This window comes from Pseudarcicella hirudinis (assembly GCF_900115665.1).
GTDB lineage: Bacteria > Bacteroidota > Bacteroidia > Cytophagales > Spirosomataceae > Pseudarcicella > Pseudarcicella hirudinis.
Genome location: NZ_FOXH01000009.1, coordinates 220,510 through 239,424 on the forward strand (window position 1 = coordinate 220,510; position 18,915 = coordinate 239,424).

Here is an 18,915-nt window from a genome sequence, read left to right on the forward strand (position 1 = left end):
ACTCAACCTTTGAAAAAAAGTTCGGAACACTTCCGGGAATCAGATGATAAACGGACAATTGTGTTCGAAAATGAACAATAATTGTCCATTTTCGAACACAATTTTACAAGAAAATAATATAATTTTCTGATTATGAGTATGTTGTGATTTTGGCATGGAATTAGAAATTTAACAGTTGTTTATCATATTATTTCCTAATCTCTACCTGCATGTTCAGAAGTTATTTAAAAATTGCCATTAGAAACCTTATTAAAAACAAGGTTTATTCACTGATTAATATTTGTGGACTCGCCATAGGACTAACTTGCTTTATTCTTATTTCCATGTATATTCTGGATGAGTTAAGCTATGATCGTTTTTATCCGAATGCAGAAAGAATTTACCGGATTAATTCTGAAATCAGGTTTGGCGATGCCGATCTGAATATGGCTTTAAGTTCAGACCCGATGGGTGCAGCACTGAAAAAAGACTATCCACAGGTAGAGCAATATACCCGGCTATATACTTCTGAAGGAGCTAAGCAGATAAAGAAAGGAATGACCTTTGTAAGAGAAGATAACATTTGTTATGCAGATTCCACCTTCTTTGATGTTTTCAGAATTCCCGTAATTGACGGAGATCTTAAAACTGCTTTAAATGACCCTAATTCGATAGCGATAAGTGAAAAGTCTGCCATAAAATATTTCAAGACTACGGAAGCTGCCGGTAAAACACTTGAAATCGGAACGGATCAGAAGGCTTTGTACAAGGTAACGGCTGTTTATAAAGATATACCCGAAAATGCTCATTTTAAGCTGGATTTTATCCTGCCTATGAGTAATCTGAAATATGGTTTCGGCAACTTCCTGAGCCATAATTTTTATACCTATATTGTGCTGAAAGAGGGTGTTGATTATAAGGTGTTTAATAGAAAATTTGATGATATTATAGCAAAATATGTACTTCCGCAGGTCACACAGTTTATTAAGATAAACACAATGGATGATTTTAAAAAAGCCGGAAATAAGTTAGAATATTCTCTGATCCCTCTTACTGATATTCACCTGCGTTCCGACAAAGCTGATGAACTGAGAGCTAACGGTGATATCCGATATGTATATATTTTCTCTATTGTGGCAGTATTTATATTGCTGATCGCCTGTATCAACTTTATTAACCTTACTACTGCCAGATCAGCTAACCGGGCAAAAGAAGTTGGAATCAAAAAAACGTTAGGATCCCAGCGCAGTTCTTTAGTTTTGCAGTTTATCGTTGAGTCAATGTTTACCAGTTGCCTTGCTTTTATAATTGCGCTGTTTCTTGTTATATTGTTATTGCCTTATTTTAACGATATCACCACTAAATCGTTTACAGCCAGTTCTCTTTTCAATTCTCAATACCTGCCTTATTTACTTATAATGCCCCTCATTGTTGGTGTAATTGCAGGATATTATCCGGCGTTTTTTCTGTCCTCTTTTCATCCTATCAAGGCCATAAAAGGTAAATTGACCGGCGGTTACAGCAAAAATAATATGAGGGATATTCTTGTAACGTTTCAGTTTGTTACCTCTCTTATTCTGATTTGTGGTACAATAGTAATTTATCAGCAATTGAATTATATCCATACAAAGAATCTGGGTTTTGCAAAAGACCAGGTATTGATAGTGAATAGTACCAGTGCCTTGAAAAATAATACGAATGCTTTTAAGAATGAAATCTCTAAAATTGCAGGTATTAAAAACGCCTCAAATGCAGGTTATATTCCTGTAGAGGCCTCAGCCAGAAATGGGCATGTTTTCTCAAAAGAAGCGGTTATGGATGCTAAAAATGGCCTGCTTATGCAATTCTGGCAGATTGATTATGATTATATCCCAACATTCGGAATGGAGATTAAGAAAGGCCGGAATTTCTCCAGATCTTTCGGAGCTGCTGATTCAAACAGAGTAATTATCAATGAATCGACAGCCGCCATTTTAGGTTATAAGGACCCGATTGGGAAAAAGATTTATTCAAGTAGTGGCACATTAGGATCTTCGGAAGTCACTGCATATGAAATTGTCGGGGTTGTAAAGAATTTTCATTACGAATCATTAAGACATACGGTAGAGCCGCTCTGCATGATTTTAGGAAATAGCAATTGGGAGCTTGCATTTAAAATAGAGAGTAAAAACGTGCCTTCAATCATTAATCAAATAGAAGATAAATGGAAAAAAATATCTCCGGAAATACCTTTTGGATATAAATTTCTGGATGAATCATTTGATCAGATGTATCGTTCGGAGCAGCGGGTAGGAAAGATAGCTTTGACATTTGCAGTGTTGACTATGTTTATTGCCTGTATGGGCTTGTTCGGCCTGGTAACTTATATATCTGAACAACGGACAAAAGAAATTGGCATCAGAAAAGTGCTTGGTGCAAGTATATTCAATATCGTGAAATTACTTTCCCATGATTTACTTCGTCTGGTATTATTATCGATACTGATTGCATTTCCGCTGGCGTATTTTTTCATGCATAAATGGCTTCAGAATTTTGCCTATGGAGTCGGAATTTCCTGGTGGACTTTTGTTTGCACAGGTATCGGAGCCTTGTTAATCGCATTTTCTACTGTGAGTTACAGAGGTATCCGCGCAGCATTGGCAAATCCGGTAAAAAGTTTAAGGTCAGAATAAGGAATTTTAAAACAAAATACGGCACCTGGTTTCAATTTACAGATCTCTGTCTGTGAATTGAAACCAGGTGTTTCTTTTTGTAAGAGATGATGCTTATTTGAAAACAAACCGGATAATAGATATCAGAAGAAAATAGACTCATTATTAATACTGAAGTTCGCATTTCAGTTCCGTGAGCCGATGAAACTACATTTAATAATAGTAGTTTTGGTAAATATTTACGGATTATTCAACATTTTGCAATACCCGGATTACTGCTTTAAAACATATTAAAGATGTTGGAAAATAGAAACCTGAACCGATGACTATTAAAAATACAGAGATTTTTGCAGGAAGTGTACAACTGAAAATCGTAGAAGAGTCCGGGAAAATTTCATTCCCTGTGTTAGTGCAATATCCTACAAATGAGCCTTCAAAACCAACTGCTTTCGGACCTTATATAATGGATGTAAGCCCTGATGCAGAGGTATTGGAAGGACAATATCCTCTCGTTATTATTTCCCATGGAAATGGAGGATCTCATCTTCTTTATCGCACAATAAGTACGCATTTAGCAAAGAACGGATATATCGTTGCTATGGTTGAACATTATGGCAATAATCGCAATAACAATGAATTACAAAATACAACAGAAAATCTGATAAATCGCCCCAGGCATATCAGTCTGACAATTAATGAAATGCTTTCTGAAAACAGATTTTATAAAAGCATTGCTTCTGATAAAATTGCGGTAATCGGACATTCAATGGGTGGTTATACGGCCCTGGCTTTAGCAGGTGGAGTCCCCAGAACGAAGGAGGGACTGAAGGTTGACGTTTCATCCGATGACAGAATTAAGGCTATTGTCTTATTAGCTCCGGGAACAGGGTGGTTTATGAACTCTTTAGATAAAGTTACGATCCCGATTCTTATGCTCACTGCTCAGTATGACCCTGTTACTCCGGCCTGGAATGCGGAAATTGTTCTGAAAGGGGTTCCTGATCAATCTCAGGTTATATTCAGAGAAGTTGAAAATGCAGGGCATTTTTCTTTTTTGAGCCCTTTTCCGGATGCAATGAAAAAACCGGATTTCCTGCCGTCAACTGATCCGAAAGGATTTGATCGTGAACAGTTTCATAAAGAACTTCCGGTAGAAATACTGGACTTTCTTAATGATAAATTAAAAGGAGATTCAAGATAATAAAATATTGGGGATAAGCTGTGTAATAATAATTTTTACGAAATTAGAGCCACAGAATTTTAAGATAAACCTGTAGACACTATGACTGATAATTTTGATTTTAAAAGCGGTTATTCCAAAGTGAATGGACTGGAAATGTATTATGAAATTTATGGACATGGTAAACCATTGGTTTTAATTCATGGAGGCGGTTCGACCATTCAGACGTCTTTCGGGAAAATCATTCCGGAACTTGCAAAACACAGACAAATTATCGGACTTGAGTTGCAGGCTCACGGGCGTACAAATGACCGTGATACAGATTTATCATTTGAACAGGATGCAGATGATGTTATTCAGCTTCTGAAAAACCTTCAGATTGCCAAGGCCGATTTTTTGGGCTTTAGTAATGGCGGACAAACTACTCTGGAAATAGCAATCCGATATCCGGAGTTGGTCAGCAAAATAATTATAGGTTCCGCATTTTATAAAAGGAGCGGGGTTTTTCCGCAATTCTGGGATTTTATGAAACAGGCAAAAATTGAAAATATGCCCGCTGAACTCAAAGAGGCTTATCTGAAAGTATCGGCGAATCCGAATGGTTTACAAAATCTTCACGACAAATGTGCAAAGAGAATGGTTGAGTTTAAAGGCTGGAGTGATGAGCAGATTCAATCAATTAAGGCTCCTGCTTTGATTATTAGCGGTGATTCTGATATTGGGAGTCCGGAACATATCGTGGAAATGTATCGCATGATTCCAGCCTCCCGGTTAGCAATCATTCCGGGCGGTCATGGCAAATATATCGGAGAAATAACAACATTAAATAATGGAAACTGGACTCAGGAGTATATCACGCCTTTAATTGAGCAATTTCTTGATGAGGTGATTGTCTCTGACAAATAACGAAGAATAAATTAATTACATATTCCATCATATTGATACATAATACATTATAAAAATGAAAAACATTTTTACCGAAGAAACTTCCACAGAAGTAATCAATCGCCTCAACAGATTAAATCAGGGCACAAAGCCACTTTGGGGGAAAATGACGGTTGCTCAGATGCTGGCACATTGCAGCGTCACGTATGAACTCGTTTATGACAATAAACACCCTAAACCGAATGCACTTAAGCAGTTTCTGCTTAAGTTATTTGTGAAAAAATTAGTGGTTTCTGAAAAACCTTATCCTAAAAGCAGCCCTACAGCTTCGGAGTTTATAGTCAAAGATGACAAAGATTTTGATACTGAAAGAGCCAGACTGGTCAATTATATTAAAAAGACTCAGGAATTAGGTGAAGGATATTTTGACGGCAAAGCCTCACACTCATTTGGTAATCTGACTAAAACAGAATGGAATAATATGTTTTACAAACACCTTGATCATCATTTAAATCAATTTGATGTATAAAAAAGTAATTGATTAAGAAAGTGTCGATTCCGACATCAAACAGAGATGTAAATAAAAGTTAAATAATTCGATCCATTTCAAAACAAAAGCAAGGTTAGAAATAGCCTTGCTTTTGTTTTAGGACCCATTTCAATTAATCCTGTCAGTTGTGGAATTCATTTAATCTGCTGTAAATCAAATATTTAAGATAGATTATTCTGATGGATACATTTAATCATTCAGAAAGCAGGTATGAGTATCATTGTAATCAGTCTGAAAAATATTTGAAAATAAATTTGCGCAACCAAATAGTTGCATTTATATTTGCAACCATATGATTGCATTAATTTAAATTAGCTTATATGGAACGAGATATATTTCAGGCGATAGCTGACCCGACGAGAAGAGCAATATTAGTGCTTATTGCCACACAGGCTATGACTCCCAATACGTTGGCGGAGCATTTCGATTCGACCCGTCAGGCAGTGTCAAAACACATTAAGGTCCTTACAGAATGTCGTTTGCTGGAACAGCAAAAAGTTGGCAGAGAGATTTATTATCATTTTAATCCGGTAAAAATGAAAGAGATAGACCAATGGTTGGAGCAATTCAAGGAACATTGGGAAAAACGTTTTAATCAGCTTGATCAGGTATTACTTAACTTAAATTCGAACAAAGATGAAAAGTAACCTTTTAATGAATTTTTCCGTTGACAGGGAAAACAACAAAATTAATGTTGAAAGAGAGTTTGCAGCACCCATTTCAAATGTGTGGGCTGCCTGGACAAAAAGTGAACTGCTGGATCAATGGTGGGCGCCAAAACCTTGTGAAGCCAGAACCAAAATTATGGATTTTAAAGAGGGCGGGTATTGGCTTTATGCTATGATTATACCGGACGGGACAGTGCATTGGTCAAAGGTAGAATTTAAATCCATCGTACAATTGAAAAAATTTGTTTCACAGGTTGCTTTTTGTGATGAAGACGGTAATATTAATCTGGCTGCGACGAAATCATTATGGACAAATGAATTTAGCGAAAGAGCTAATTCAACAATAGTATCTGTTGAATTGAAGTTCGACCAGCTTTCTGATCTGGAAATGCTTGTTGCGATGAATTTTAAAGACGGATTTACTTCAGCCTTAGAAAACCTTGATAAGTTGCTAAATTCTTAGGCAGAATAGTAAAGAATAGTTTGGCGCAAAAAGGTAAAAGGCATCACGTTGAAGTTTCGGTTATTTCAGATGTTAAAATAATAGAGTTACCCATTGCGCCAGATTTTAATCGTCTGTTATTTTCCTGAATGCTTAAGGTTTAAACTACGTACGAGAAATGGCAAAGTCAATCCTTGTCCGATAAGGGTAAATAGCACCACAACTACAGAAATAAATATAATCGTATTGCGTTCCGGGAATGAACCTCCGTCACTTAGCGTAGTAGGTAAACCGATTGCAAGAGCAAGCGAAACAATTCCCCTCATACCCGACCAGCTTATAATCAGACTGTTCTTCAGATCCAGCAAGGCATGTTCAGTAATCTTACCTCTGCCTTTCTGAAAAGCTTTCTCAAGGTTGACCTGTTGTGAAAATACCCTGGCCATCCGCAAGGCTAAAGCTACCACTGTAATGATAAAACCATACCCGATAAAAGGTAAGAGATTGCTTTTATCAATGCTGTTAACCACATAAGGAAATTGCAGGCCAATGAGGATAAAAATAAGGCCATTCAAAAGGAAAATGATAATATCCCATATAGATTTTGATTGTTGTTTTAAGTTTTCCGGAAAAACTTTATTACTGAATCGGGAAATTGCTAAACCCAGAATAACTACCGCAATAACCCCGGAAACATGAAAGGATTCTGCAGCGAGATAAGTAATAAATGGCATTAATAACATAAAACTAATGGTAACGATATTATTGTCTTTTACACGTTTGATAATGACAGCCAGAATCTTACTCATAATAATTCCGATTAATAAGCCACCTGCCATCAGGATCACAAATTCCAGAGATGCTTTCCAAAATATAAAAGCAGTTCCGGTTACGGCTGCAACGGCAAAGCGATAAGCAACCAGTGCAGAAGCATCGTTGACCAGACTTTCACCCTCAAGGATTGTTGAGGTTTTATGTGCCAGACCAAGTCCTTTGGTGATGCTCATGGCAGCAACAGCATCAGTAGCAGAAAGAATGGCACCTAAAACAAAAGAAAGTGGCCAGGTCATACCCGGGATCAGATAATGAGCCACCAGCGCTATGCCTGAGGCAGTGATAAAAACCAGTGATATGGCTAAAGTGCTGATGGTATTGATATGGACTTTGAATTCTTTGAATGAAATATTAAAAGCGGCATCATATAGCAGGGGTGGCAGAAAAATAAGAAAAACTATCTCCGGATTTAAAGAAATATCAGGTAATGACGGAATAAAACCTACCGCAATCCCTGCTACAATCAATAACACAGGGTAGGGGAGTTTTATGTTGTCTGCCAGGGCAGATAAACCAATCATAACTGCCAGAATAAAAAGAACAATGCTATAGTTTTCCATAATTTATGCTTTCAAAGAATTATATAATCCATCCCAGAGGTTTTTCAATTCATTTTTTTTCTTGTTAACCTGATTGCCAAGTATCAGATTCAGATTGGTTCCGTCACTCAGGTATATAAAAAGTTTGGCAACTTGTTCATTAGTCATGTCAGTACTGATCTCATTTTGTTTTCTGGCAAAATTTACCATATTTTTCCAGGCTTTCAGTTCTTCTTTTTGTAGCAAATGATGTTTTGCTCTGAATTTCGGCAGCATTCTTATGGCATCAAACAGAAGATAATAAAAATTGCTGCTAAAAATTCTGTCTTTATCTTTCGGAAGAATTCTGGACATATTTTCCCTGCCTTCCTCAAATTTTTCAAGCATATCAAGGTAAAATGCCTGTAACGAATCCCGTGCAAGCGTATTGAAATCAACAGTCATCATTCCGGTAAAAAAATGGTTGATTACTTCTGAAAAAACTTCTTCTTTGCTGTTGAAATAGTGATAAAATGCACCTTTCGAAAGTCCTGTTTTATCAACAATTTCTTTCATGGTTACCTCTTTAAAACTCTTTTGCAGAAAGAGAGTAAGTGAAGTAAGTAAAATATGCTCTTTAGATTCGTTCATAAACCGACCATTTGGTATATAAATATAATAAATGGGTCAGGATTACAAAAAATATTTATGCGGCTTGAAAGGAGACAACTTTAGAAATGATACAAGGCTAAAAGCAGAAGAGGGGAAATGTTATAATTTACTAATGTATATGCAGAAATATACTTGGTTTTGGTACTGCAAAGATGATAAGTTAGTTGATCTGGTAACAAAAAGCAATAACCGGAGAATATGCTCTATTGAAAAATGACTTATGAAATCAATACTTATTTAAAGTCAGTGTCTGCGTTTTTGTAATCCCTCCATTGTCAGAAATAAGCAACAATTCTATATTTTTTCCTTTAAGTGTGCCATTGCCCTTAACGGTATAAATATTACCATCCGAATCTTTTACCGGTTCATTTATTTCGAAGTAATCCGGTTTTTTGACCAGAATATTACTCATGGTATATGAAGTAGTTCTGGCCTGATCGATCCAGGAGGCTTCAGCCAAAATCAGACGACTTTCATTGGATAAGGTTAAAGTCAGGTAGCCTGGTCGGGTAGAGATAATTACTGCAAAGAAAGTATTTACATAAGTATTCCCTTTAAAAGTAGAATCTGTTTTTCCCCGAAAATTTCCCGTGAAATTTTGTGTCACATTAATCAGATTGTCTTCTTTACAGGAAGAAAGAAGTACAATCAGTGCGATAAACAAGAGTAAAAGTCTGATTTTCATATGTTTGGTTTTTAAGGTGATAATGAAATCATTCAACCTTGGTACGCGGAACAGTCTTATAAAAAGGAAGATTGTTGCAACTAACAGACGTTGAGATATGTAATGAAGGTTGCATATCTCTGTTACAAAACTTAAAAAAAGAAGAAATACCGGAAGAGGGAAGAAATAGATACTGTATTATGAATCAGAATATTTAGGGAATATTATTTGATTTTTATAGCATTGGAGTGGAAGAAAATCTGTAAAAAGACAAAGTCTGTTAAGCTGCCCCGGTTAGGCAAACTACCGGATAATAAATTTTTTTGTCGATAGGTATTTATAATCATTCTTTTGATTAAATTGTTCGCAATTTACGATTTGTCACCTTATTTGATAAAATTTATGCGAATTAAACTGCATCTTAAACCACTAACCCCTAATCCACAAGTCATGTGGAATTATCATTATCCTCTTGCATCCTGGTTGTACAGGATTATTGCTAAGGCAGATGCTGATTATGCCACTTTCCTCCATGGAAAAGGATATGTAGCCAGTAACGGAAAATCCTTTAAACATTTCACCTTCTCAGATTTACACTTCAAGATGGGGAAGAAGTTAACGAATGGTTTTGAGATAGCTTCACCCAATGTACAATGGACAGTATCGTTTTTAATAGACAAAACAGCAGAAAATTTCATTATTGGTCTTTTCAGGGATCAGGAAATAAGATTATTTAATCAGGAATTTGACGCTACGTTTATTATAGAACGTGTAGAAACCTTTTCTGAGCCGATAATCAGCAGTAGCACCCAGCTTTGGGCCTCATCCGCAATGGTGGTTGCTGAAAAAGTAAATGGTAACTATCAATACTTGGAACCAACAGATAAGCTATTTGAAAAATATTTGATTGATGGCTTAATTGATAAATACATCAGCATGAAGTTGGAAAGAGGAGAATCAATAGATTCAACGTTGAATGACCAGCATATTGCATTTAAACTGTTGGACACATCAAAGATGAAATCCAGAAAAGTAACTATTAAAGAAGGAGGAGGAGCCGCTACTGAAATAAAAGGATATCGTAACTTTTCTTTTGAATTAACCGCACCCCCGGAGATCATTAAAGTTGGACTTTATGGAGGGCTTGGTAAGTATGGTGCTACCGGGTTTGGTTATTGTGAGGTGGTTGAAAGCTGATTTAAGAGTTTTGTGACTTCATTTGTTTAATTGCATCCTCTCTTTGTATTGGCTTTGCAATTTTACGAATTTCATCCCAAGTCATCTCTGAAATAGTTTTTCCGGTGATTTTATTTACCACAGTAGTCTTTTCTGATGTCTTCTTCATTAGCAATGTCAACCCGATGAAAAATTATTTTACCTTGATCGTGATTCAAAGCTAATAATAGAAAACAAAAACTACTACTAAAACCAATGATTTTCATGAAATATTTATCCAAGACGTTAAAATGCTAAAAGAACTAATACAATTTACCAACTCTATAGATGCTCAGTTTAAAGCAATTGGAATAATCCCTAAGGAGGGATTGCATATTAAGTTGAGGTTTGAAGAAATAGATAATACATTATCTATTTCCAAAAATTGCCAATATGAGCTTTTTTCAAAAAAGGATAAAGAAGTCTCAGGTTTTTTGAAGAATATTGCCTCTTTAGCTCAACTGTCTTGGATGGTTAATACAAATAAATGTTTTGATTTGCCTTCTAAAGGTATTCATTCTTGTTCGCCTTACTGCTTAGCTTTTAAACGAGAATCAATCAGAGGAGGAGCAAAGTTTAATGAAGCAAAAATTAAACTTTATGACAGAATAAACGCCTATTTTGATAAAGCTATTGAGTTATTAGATGATGATTCTGAGAAGCAAGGAGCTACAGTTTTTAGAAATGCCCTGAATAATGAAGATAAACTTAAATCTTTTCTTGACCAAATTAATGAATTTAATTCATTAAAAGACCCTGATTATATCGTGTTCTATCTTGATGTTCCTATTGAGAAATATAAAATACCAAACGATAAATATTTGGCTGGAAAATTATTTAATACGGAAGAATACAATACAGAAGGTTCAAATGGACTTGCTTATGGAACAAGCAATTTCTTCAATGGGTTTAATTCGAAGAAGCCATACCTGATACATCAGTCTGCTACCTTTGATATAACAGGCCGTATATCAGCAGAAGATGCAAAGACTTTATATGAGTTTGAGACTATTGCCGGGCGTAGGTCTTTGCCAAATCCTTTGCCTATTTTTGTTTATGAAGACGAAAGGAAAGAGTCTATTGCACTTTTCAAAGAAGATGCACTAGAAGGAGGGAATAGGAGAGGGTATCGTGAAATAATTGAAGAGTTACAGGATAAACTTAAAAAAGAACTAGGGAATTATTATCTATTATTTTATCAGAATGGTGAAATTAAAGATTTTGATTTTGTAAGTAAATTTGAGTATAAATTAGAAAGTGAAAATGATAAGAGTTGGCAAGTAGAAGATCTTTTCGGTGGGAAATATACATATTCAATTTCTAATGTTTTTGAATTTGAACGAACAATTTTACCTGTCATTTTTAATAATGCATTAATTGTTAGGACTAAAACAGACTCAATGCTTTTTAAGTATTTTGATGATATTGATGCTCAATATTGTAAAACAGCAAATACTTTTTTATTAGTAATGACCTATCGAAAAGTACTGTACGACTTTATTTATAAATCTAATAGAACCGGGTTTACGCAGAAAATTTTTAAAGATATTATGCTAACTGGAATTTTAGACGATATTAAATTAGATAAATTTGAAAATAATCATCATTCCGAAGACTCAAGCATTAGACAAAAATTAAATATACTTTTTAGTTTATACCATAGTTTCCAACCATTTAAACAAAACACTCAGTTTATGTCAAATCAAATTATTGAACTACGCCAAAGCATTGATGAATTAGCTGAAGGTGTAACTAACATAAAATCAGATGCGGAGTTTGCTTTTGCGGCAGGTCAGGTTATCTACTATATATTAGCCAAAAGTAAATCTGAAGATAAATCTTATTCTCGTTTAGAACCGTTTTTACAATTGACAGATTCTGAACGTTTAAAGCAAAATATTTCAAAAATATTCAATACTTACAAACATGAACGCTTTTCTGTAAGGTTTAGCAATCCATTCGCCCAAATAATGGCATATAGTACAGAAGGTAATTTAAAAGATTTGATGCCTTTAATGCTCTCGGGATATTTCTCAAAAAACCAACTATTTAGTAAAGGCAAAGATGATAGTCAATCAGAAGCTGCATCTGTAGCATAACTACTTTAATATTTTAAAAATTTAAAATCAAAATACTATGTCAACAACATTTAATAATCGTGTATTCGGATGCGTAGTCATCAAATCTATTAACTCAAATTATAACGCTGATTTTACTCATCAACCTAGGACTTTACCCGATGGAACTGTTTATGCCACAGATAAAGCGTTAAAATATTCGATTAGAAATTATATAAGAAAAGCCTTCAGTGATGAAAATATATTTTACTTTAAGACATTATCTGCAGAAATGCAACCTCGAACACTTGATGAAACTTACGAATCAATTTTTGGGAAATATACAGAGGTTAAAGGAAAAGATGCTGAAAGTCAATTAAGGAAAGTTGTATTGAAAAACTTACTCACCTGCCTTGATGTAAGATTATTTGGAGGTACTTATGCTGGAAAAACAAATTTATCTATTCATGGACCCGTTCAGATAACACATGGAATTGATCAATACAATTTAGGGCAAATTTATTCAGAACAGATAATGTCTCCTTTTCGAAATCCAGGAGAAAAAAATGCTGATTCAACTATGACTACACTTGGATCTCAATCAAAATTGAGTGAGGGACATTATGTACATGGTTTTTCTGTTAATCCACACAATATTACCGATCATGTAAAACTATCAGATGGCACAGCTTTGCAATCAACGGACATTGATAAATTAAAGACTGGGCTATCTCGCGGTGTTACTTTTTATGATTCTGCGGCAAAGTCAGGTTCAGAGAATGAAATGATGCTTTGGGTTCAATTGAAAGAAGGCTCAATGATAGTATTACCTTCATTTGTAGAGCTGGTAAAAATAAAAGCTGATAAAAGTATTGATTTAAGTGCTATTGCTGAAATTTTAGAGCGTAACCATATTGCTACCCATGTAGAAAAGATAGAATTGGTATATGATAAAACAGCAACAACAATTGTGGGGATACCAACAGGAACAATTATTACAGATATTAATCAATAGGAGATGGCAAAGCGCATATTATCATTTGACCTTCGTGCTAACTTTGCTTGCTTCAAGAAACCAGATGTAAATGATGGTATCATTCTCACTTTTAATTGCTTGCATAAACCTGCTTTATTAGGTATTTTAGGAGCAATTATTGGGTTAAAAGGCTATAATAAAAAAGGAGAATTTCCAGAATATTATCAAGCATTTAAAGATTTGCCCGTTGGAATTGAACCACTTGAAGGATTTCACGAAAAAGGAAATTTTAGTAAAGCAATTATTAAATACACCAACACAGTTGGTTATGCGAATTCTGATGGGACACTAATTATTACCGAGCAGACTTTGATTAATCCCGCTTATCGTTGTTATGTAATGTTGGATGATACTATTGAATATCAAGCTAAATTGAAACAAAATTTATTGAATGGAGAATCTGTTTATTTGCCATATTTAGGTAAAAATGAGTTTTCAGCTTGGTGGAATATGAAATCTGTCTTAGAATATGACTATTCATTGTTTTCTGCAAAATCTGACTTTAAGATTAATTCTATTTTTGTTAGAGAATACCCTTTACACGACCGAAAGATAAGGCCTAAATATTCGCCTTCACTTGGAACAATGATAAATCAGTCATCCTATATGTATTTTGAACGATTACCTATCGGTTTTGACGAAAAGCTTTATCAATATGAGCTAGGTGAATTTGCATTTACAGATTGGACTCTGAAACAAGATGCTGTTTTTGAAGATTTATATACAATTAAAAGTTTAGATAAGATTAAAGTGATACAATTGTTCTGATGAAGACACTTAAAATCCTTATTCAAAATGCTCTCCGAGTTAAGATAATCCTTAAGAACTCGGAGAGTTATTTAGCTCACCTACCACCTTTAAATGATAATATTCCTGCAGAAACATTATCTGAACATCTTGAGTTGGTGTTTGAATATTTAAATAGAAATGTTGATGAAAATGGATTAGATATTATTATTGATAGATTAATAGAATGTATAATTCTAAATGGAAGCTTAGGTAATGAAGAAATTCTAAGAGAATATATTAAACAGCTTTTTGCAGACACTATTGCTTTTCATGATTTTGGGAAAGTAAATGAAAATTTCCAAACCGAGAGAATGAAAAACAATCTCTTTAGAAGTGTTAGTACTATTATGAAGCCAGCTTATGGACATTCAGAACTGGGAGCATTTATTTACTTAGTTTACCACTTAGAAATTATTAATGCTAAATTTAATTTAACGGAAGAACAAAAGGTTTTTCTTTCATTTATTGCTTTTCTATTCGTAAATTCTGTTAACCTTCATCATAATCCCAAAATAGTTGAGCCTTTAAAGAAATTAAAAGGGAGTATATTCATAAAGCAATATGAAAAACTAATAAAATATCTTGATTTATATTCTATTCGACAAACAAATATATCAAAAAGATATTTTGAGAATTTTGTAGATATTATAAATTCTATTGAAATTGAAAAACATCAAGTTTTTCCTCTTTATGCTTTAACTAGATTAAATTTCTCGTTGTTGACTTCATCAGACTACTTAGCGACATCTGAATATATGAATCAACTAAAATTAGATAATTTAGGGCTTATTGATGAAACATTAAGAAAAAAAATTGTAAGTGCAGCTATGACTACTCATAGCTATAATGCAAAGGCACATCAGTTAGCAGATTCTAATTTTGAAATAGTGAATCCAATTGAAAGGTCTGGTGATAATCTGAATATTATTCGCCAAAATATGGCGATCGAAGTACTTAGAAATATCAGAAAGCAATCTAAAAACAGATTGTTTTATCTCGAAGCTCCAACTGGGGGAGGAAAAACAAACCTCTCAATGTTGATTATTGCAGAGTTGTTGAATGCTAATCCTGAAATTAATAAAGTATTTTATGTTTTCCCGTTTACAACATTAATTACACAAACACATAAAGCAATTTTAAAAACCTTAGACCTTACAGAAAACGAGGTTAGTCTTTTGCATTCAAAAGCAGGATTTCAGACAAAAAAAAATATAAAAAGTGAAGAGCTGGAAGATGGAACATATGGTAATGAAAAACTTAATTATCTTAATAATTTGTTTGTTCATTACCCAATTTGTTTATTAACACATATTCGTTTTTTTGATATTATAAAAACGAATGAGAAAGAAACAAATTACTTATTTCATAGACTTGCAAATAGCATAGTGATTATTGATGAACTACAATCATATCCACCACAGCATTGGGATAAAATGCTATATTTTATTCAAAATTTTGCAGAAATATTTAACATGAAATTTGTATTGATGTCAGCAACGTTGCCAAGGATTGACAAACTAAATTTACCATTAGTCAATAGACCCGTTTTTACTGATTTACTTCCCAATGCTAAACAGTATTTTACCAATGCTAATTTCGCAGATAGAGTAAGATTTTGTTTTGATTACCGTGATATTAAATTAGAGATAAGCGATTTGGCTGATATAGTTTTAGAAAAATCAGAAGAATATATACTGAGAAGCGAAAATAAAAGTGTTTTTACTATTGTTGAGTTTATTTTTAAGAAATCCGTAACAGCATTTGAAGAAGCTATTAAAAATCGTTTTTTTGATGAAAATTGTATTTTTGTACTTTCAGGAACTATTCTTGAATCTCGTCGAAGAGAGATAATAAACTTCTTAAAAAATGAAAAAAATAAGAGTAAAAAAGTATTATTAATTACCACACAAGTTGTAGAGGCTGGAGTAGATATTGATATGGATTTGGGATTCAAAAATCTATCTTTAATAGATAGTGATGAACAATTAGCTGGACGTGTAAATAGAAATGTTAAAAAAGAACCATGTAACGTATATCTTTTTCAGATTAATAATGCTGGTGTAATCTATAAAAAAGATCAGAGGTATAGCGTTACGAGAGATAATATTTCAGCAGAAGAACATGAGAATATCCTAAAAACTAAAAATTTTGATAAGTTGTATGATCTTGTTCTTGGAGAAATTGACAAAAAAAATGGGTTTAAAGAAATGCAAAATTTTAACAATACCTATTACCCATATATTCAAAGACTTGATTATGAAAATATACATAAGGGTTTTCAAATAATAGAAAATCAGAATTTCTCCATTTTTGTCCCTTTAAGTTTACCAATATTAATTTTAGATGAAAAGGATAATGATGAAAGAATATTTAGTGAGGATGAGCTGTTTTTCTTAAAACAAAATAATGTAATTCCAATAGATGGAAAAATTGATGGTGTAAGTGTATGGGATATTTACTTTCAAATGATAAAAAATAGAGAAGTAGAATTTATTAAGAAAGAAATTGGTCGTAAAACAATTACAGGTATAATTAGTAAATTCACTTTCTCTGTTTTTTCAACAGATAAGATTAAAAGAGAACTACTAACTTTTAGTAATCCGGAAAAACAATTTGACGATTATCTATATTTAGAGCATCATCATTTGTGCTATGATTATGTAAAAGGTTTAATAGAATCAAAGTTTGATTCATCAGAAAACTTTATCTTATAAAAAATTATGAATATCAACGCTACGCTTATTAATATACTACAAATTTGTCAAAGAGAACTTTGGCTCCATGCTAATAACATTACCATGGAACATACTTCAGATTTGGTAACAGAAGGAAAGCAAATCGGTGAAGAAAGTTATCCGCAAAGAGCTGAGCGAAATCAAGAGGTAGCTATCTCTGCAGAGATAAATGGAATAGCTTGTAATGCTAAAATTGATTTTTATGATGCAAAGTCTGGAGTGGTTCATGAAATTAAAAAATCTAGTGCTAAGGAGATGGCACATGTTTCGCAGGTACAATTTTATCTGTATTTGCTGCGAAAAAATGGTATAGAAGCGAATTATGGCATTATTGAATATCCTAAGCTAAGACAAACCGAAAAAGTTGAACTTCATGAAGATGATATACAGAAAATAGAACGTTGGGTGAAAAAGGTTGATGAAATTATTAATCAAGAAATGTGTCCTCCTTCATTACCGAAAAGTAAGTGCAGAAACTGTTCATATTTTGATTTTTGTCATACTGTAGAAGAATAATAACCTGTTCTCAAATGAAAAAGCCCTATTATCTCTTTAATCCCGGAAGATTAAGTCGGGAGGATAACACCCTGAAATTTACCCCGGTTGATGAGCATGGAAATGAAGGGCAACCCCGTCATATTCCAATCGAAACGGTTGATAATCTATATTGTTTTGGCTCTTTGGATGCTAACTCTGCCATGTATAATTTCCTGGGAAAGAATAACGTTGCAGTTCATTTTTTTGATTATTATGAGCATTATACAGGCTCCTTTATGCCTAAAGACTATTTACTGGCCGGTAAAATGCAGGTTGAACAAACCAAACAGTATTTGTCAGATAAAAAGCGAATAATCGTAGCACAAAAATTTGTAGAAGGAGGTGCCTGGAATATGCTTAAAAATTTGAAATATTACGATAATCGTCAGAAAGATGTCAGTAAGCAGATTATCGCTATTGAAGCCTATATGGCAGTTATTCGTGATACCAAAAAGGTAGATGAATTAATGGGGATTGAAGGGAATATCAGACAAAATTACTATGAAGCCTTTGATGCAATTATCAATGATTTTTCAATGGGGAACAGAACAAAGCAGCCTCCCAATAATGAAGTAAACACCTTGATTTCATTCGGGAATATGATGTGTTATACGCTTTGTCTGAGTCAGATTTACCATACACAGCTCAATCCGACGATCAGTTTCTTACATGAACCTGGTTATAGAAGATATTCTTTGGCCTTAGATTTAGCAGAAATCTTTAAGCCAATTCTGGTCGACAGGACAATCTTTAGTCTTTTGAATAAAAAGCAGATTCAGTCGAGTGATTTTCGCCAGGAATTAAATCGTTGTGTTATGAAAGATTCCGCCAGAAAGGCCTTTGCTCAGGCGTTTGATGAGAAATTGAAAGAAACGTTTAAACATAAGAGTTTGGGCAAACATGTAAGTTATAAGCATTTGGTAAAGCTTGAATGTTATAAATTAAGTAAGCATATTTTAGGAATAGATGAATATAAACCGTTTAGGATAATGTGGTAAGAGTAAAAAGTTGAAAAAGGAGTGAAGTATTAATAAATATTGTATATAAAACCTAAAATATAATAGAGATGTATGTAATATTGGTATATGATTTTAAAGAAAAGCGGGTAGGGAAAATACTGAAGCATTGTCGTAAATATCTGAATTGGATACAAAATTCAGTTTTTGAAGGAGAAATCACAGAGGTGAAATTGAAAGAATTATTAATTGGAGCCAGGAAATTCATGAATGAAGAGGAGGATAGTATAATTATTTTTAAGAGTCGTGAAGAAAGGTGGATGGATAAACAAATAGTAGGAGTAGAGCGAATGGGAACGGATAATTTTATGTAGAAGAAATCGTCGATCTCTGTTAAAAATAAAAAAAAGAAGATTTAAGGACATCTTTTAAAATTGTTTGTAGGGATAACTGGCTGATAATCAAAGGTCGTCGAAGTGCCGGGTAAATCTTATTATTTAAGGTCGACGATTTTTAAGGATAAAATATTCAATAAAAAGCTTTAAAT

Annotated in this window: 18 protein-coding genes; 14 read left to right on the plus strand and 4 right to left on the minus strand. The window is 33.7% G+C overall.

Going from position 1 to position 18,915, the window contains the following annotated elements:
• The first annotated feature begins 209 nt into the window (after positions 1 to 209).
• The 6 genes from BM179_RS16140 (at position 210) to BM179_RS16165 (ending at position 6,376) form a co-directional block, all read left to right on the plus strand.
• The gene (locus BM179_RS16140) at positions 210 to 2,651 is read left to right on the plus strand and encodes an ABC transporter permease (RefSeq protein ID WP_092018184.1); all 2,442 of its coding nucleotides are present in this window, start codon (positions 210 to 212) and stop codon (positions 2,649 to 2,651) included.
• Positions 2,652 to 2,952: 301 nt separating this feature from the next.
• Entirely contained in the window at positions 2,953 to 3,831 is an 879-nt protein-coding gene (locus BM179_RS16145; protein WP_092018185.1) for an alpha/beta hydrolase family protein, read from the plus strand.
• A gap of 81 nt (positions 3,832 to 3,912) precedes the next feature.
• Entirely contained in the window at positions 3,913 to 4,716 is an 804-nt protein-coding gene (locus BM179_RS16150; RefSeq protein WP_092018186.1) for an alpha/beta fold hydrolase, read from the plus strand.
• Positions 4,717 to 4,771: 55 nt separating this feature from the next.
• Positions 4,772 to 5,224, plus strand: coding sequence for a DUF1569 domain-containing protein (locus BM179_RS16155; RefSeq protein WP_092018187.1), 453 nt, complete (start codon positions 4,772 to 4,774; stop codon positions 5,222 to 5,224).
• A gap of 341 nt (positions 5,225 to 5,565) precedes the next feature.
• Positions 5,566 to 5,892 carry an ArsR/SmtB family transcription factor gene (locus tag BM179_RS16160; RefSeq protein WP_092018188.1) on the plus strand — a complete coding sequence of 109 codons (327 nt, stop codon included), beginning with the start codon at positions 5,566 to 5,568 and terminating at the stop codon, positions 5,890 to 5,892.
• Positions 5,882 to 6,376, plus strand: a complete 495-nt coding sequence (locus BM179_RS16165; protein WP_092018189.1) for an SRPBCC family protein — start codon at positions 5,882 to 5,884, stop codon at positions 6,374 to 6,376. The genes BM179_RS16160 and BM179_RS16165 overlap by 11 nt, the downstream gene beginning before the upstream one ends.
• 116 nt (positions 6,377 to 6,492) lie before the next feature.
• Here BM179_RS16165 and BM179_RS16170 read toward each other — a convergent pair whose 3' ends face one another.
• From BM179_RS16170 to BM179_RS16185, 3 genes are all read right to left on the minus strand, one after another.
• Positions 6,493 to 7,749 (minus strand): Na+/H+ antiporter, encoded by a 1,257-nt coding sequence (locus BM179_RS16170; RefSeq protein ID WP_092018190.1) that lies wholly within the window; start codon positions 7,747 to 7,749, stop codon positions 6,493 to 6,495.
• A 3-nt stretch (positions 7,750 to 7,752) separates the two neighbouring features.
• Entirely contained in the window at positions 7,753 to 8,358 is a 606-nt protein-coding gene (locus tag BM179_RS16175) for a TetR/AcrR family transcriptional regulator (protein WP_092018191.1), read from the minus strand.
• A gap of 247 nt (positions 8,359 to 8,605) precedes the next feature.
• Complete coding sequence (locus tag BM179_RS16185; protein WP_092018193.1) at positions 8,606 to 9,064, minus strand: hypothetical protein; 459 nt, start codon at positions 9,062 to 9,064, stop codon at positions 8,606 to 8,608.
• Between the two features lie 381 nt (positions 9,065 to 9,445).
• Here BM179_RS16185 and cas6 point away from each other — a divergent pair, with 381 nt between their 5' ends.
• Positions 9,446 to 10,240, plus strand: a complete 795-nt coding sequence (gene cas6 / locus BM179_RS16190) for a CRISPR-associated endoribonuclease Cas6 (protein WP_092018194.1) — start codon at positions 9,446 to 9,448, stop codon at positions 10,238 to 10,240.
• A 1-nt stretch (position 10,241) separates the two neighbouring features.
• Here the strand turns inward: cas6 and BM179_RS25600 are convergent, their stop codons facing one another.
• Positions 10,242 to 10,388: a hypothetical protein gene (locus BM179_RS25600; RefSeq protein ID WP_218159237.1), complete on the minus strand. Its 147-nt coding sequence runs from the start codon at positions 10,386 to 10,388 to the stop codon at positions 10,242 to 10,244.
• Between the two features lie 121 nt (positions 10,389 to 10,509).
• Here BM179_RS25600 and BM179_RS16195 point away from each other — a divergent pair, with 121 nt between their 5' ends.
• The 7 genes from BM179_RS16195 to cas2 all read left to right on the plus strand — a co-directional run bounded on the left by BM179_RS16195 (position 10,510) and on the right by cas2 (position 18,742).
• Positions 10,510 to 12,357, plus strand: a complete 1,848-nt coding sequence (locus BM179_RS16195; protein WP_092018195.1) for a hypothetical protein — start codon at positions 10,510 to 10,512, stop codon at positions 12,355 to 12,357.
• A gap of 37 nt (positions 12,358 to 12,394) precedes the next feature.
• Positions 12,395 to 13,330, plus strand: coding sequence for a type I CRISPR-associated protein Cas7 (locus BM179_RS16200; RefSeq protein WP_092018196.1), 936 nt, complete (start codon positions 12,395 to 12,397; stop codon positions 13,328 to 13,330).
• A 3-nt stretch (positions 13,331 to 13,333) separates the two neighbouring features.
• Entirely contained in the window at positions 13,334 to 14,119 is a 786-nt protein-coding gene (gene cas5b, locus BM179_RS16205; protein ID WP_092018197.1) for a type I-B CRISPR-associated protein Cas5b, read from the plus strand.
• Positions 14,119 to 16,854 carry a CRISPR-associated helicase/endonuclease Cas3 gene (locus BM179_RS16210; protein WP_092018198.1) on the plus strand — a complete coding sequence of 912 codons (2,736 nt, stop codon included), beginning with the start codon at positions 14,119 to 14,121 and terminating at the stop codon, positions 16,852 to 16,854. The genes cas5b and BM179_RS16210 overlap by 1 nt, the downstream gene beginning before the upstream one ends.
• A gap of 6 nt (positions 16,855 to 16,860) precedes the next feature.
• Positions 16,861 to 17,391, plus strand: a complete 531-nt coding sequence (cas4, locus tag BM179_RS16215) for a CRISPR-associated protein Cas4 (RefSeq protein WP_092018199.1) — start codon at positions 16,861 to 16,863, stop codon at positions 17,389 to 17,391.
• A 14-nt stretch (positions 17,392 to 17,405) separates the two neighbouring features.
• A complete protein-coding gene (gene cas1b, locus BM179_RS16220; RefSeq protein ID WP_092018200.1) occupies positions 17,406 to 18,410 on the plus strand; it encodes a type I-B CRISPR-associated endonuclease Cas1b in 1,005 nt (334 codons plus the stop codon).
• Between the two features lie 68 nt (positions 18,411 to 18,478).
• Complete coding sequence (gene cas2 / locus BM179_RS16225) at positions 18,479 to 18,742, plus strand: CRISPR-associated endonuclease Cas2 (RefSeq protein WP_092018201.1); 264 nt, start codon at positions 18,479 to 18,481, stop codon at positions 18,740 to 18,742.
• The last annotated feature ends 173 nt before the right edge of the window (positions 18,743 to 18,915 follow it).

What these genes read in the sequence shown, in the direction of transcription:
- BM179_RS16160 (WP_092018188.1), top strand. Translation starts at nt 5,566, where the DNA reads ATGGAACGAGATATATTTCAGGCGATAGCTGACCCGACGAGAAGAGCA.
- BM179_RS16170 (WP_092018190.1), bottom strand. Translation starts at nt 7,749, where the DNA reads ATGGAAAACTATAGCATTGTTCTTTTTATTCTGGCAGTTATGATTGGT.
- BM179_RS16155 (WP_092018187.1), top strand. Translation starts at nt 4,772, where the DNA reads ATGAAAAACATTTTTACCGAAGAAACTTCCACAGAAGTAATCAATCGC.
- BM179_RS16175 (WP_092018191.1), bottom strand. Translation starts at nt 8,358, where the DNA reads ATGAACGAATCTAAAGAGCATATTTTACTTACTTCACTTACTCTCTTT.
- BM179_RS16185 (WP_092018193.1), bottom strand. Translation starts at nt 9,064, where the DNA reads ATGAAAATCAGACTTTTACTCTTGTTTATCGCACTGATTGTACTTCTT.
- BM179_RS16145 (WP_092018185.1), top strand. Translation starts at nt 2,953, where the DNA reads ATGACTATTAAAAATACAGAGATTTTTGCAGGAAGTGTACAACTGAAA.
- BM179_RS16200 (WP_092018196.1), top strand. Translation starts at nt 12,395, where the DNA reads ATGTCAACAACATTTAATAATCGTGTATTCGGATGCGTAGTCATCAAA.
- cas6 (WP_092018194.1), top strand. Translation starts at nt 9,446, where the DNA reads ATGCGAATTAAACTGCATCTTAAACCACTAACCCCTAATCCACAAGTC.
- cas4 (WP_092018199.1), top strand. Translation starts at nt 16,861, where the DNA reads ATGAATATCAACGCTACGCTTATTAATATACTACAAATTTGTCAAAGA.
- BM179_RS16140 (WP_092018184.1), top strand. Translation starts at nt 210, where the DNA reads ATGTTCAGAAGTTATTTAAAAATTGCCATTAGAAACCTTATTAAAAAC.
- cas1b (WP_092018200.1), top strand. Translation starts at nt 17,406, where the DNA reads ATGAAAAAGCCCTATTATCTCTTTAATCCCGGAAGATTAAGTCGGGAG.
- BM179_RS16150 (WP_092018186.1), top strand. Translation starts at nt 3,913, where the DNA reads ATGACTGATAATTTTGATTTTAAAAGCGGTTATTCCAAAGTGAATGGA.
- BM179_RS16165 (WP_092018189.1), top strand. Translation starts at nt 5,882, where the DNA reads ATGAAAAGTAACCTTTTAATGAATTTTTCCGTTGACAGGGAAAACAAC.
- BM179_RS16210 (WP_092018198.1), top strand. Translation starts at nt 14,119, where the DNA reads ATGAAGACACTTAAAATCCTTATTCAAAATGCTCTCCGAGTTAAGATA.
- cas5b (WP_092018197.1), top strand. Translation starts at nt 13,334, where the DNA reads ATGGCAAAGCGCATATTATCATTTGACCTTCGTGCTAACTTTGCTTGC.
- BM179_RS25600 (WP_218159237.1), bottom strand. Translation starts at nt 10,388, where the DNA reads ATGAAGAAGACATCAGAAAAGACTACTGTGGTAAATAAAATCACCGGA.
- BM179_RS16195 (WP_092018195.1), top strand. Translation starts at nt 10,510, where the DNA reads ATGCTAAAAGAACTAATACAATTTACCAACTCTATAGATGCTCAGTTT.
- cas2 (WP_092018201.1), top strand. Translation starts at nt 18,479, where the DNA reads ATGTATGTAATATTGGTATATGATTTTAAAGAAAAGCGGGTAGGGAAA.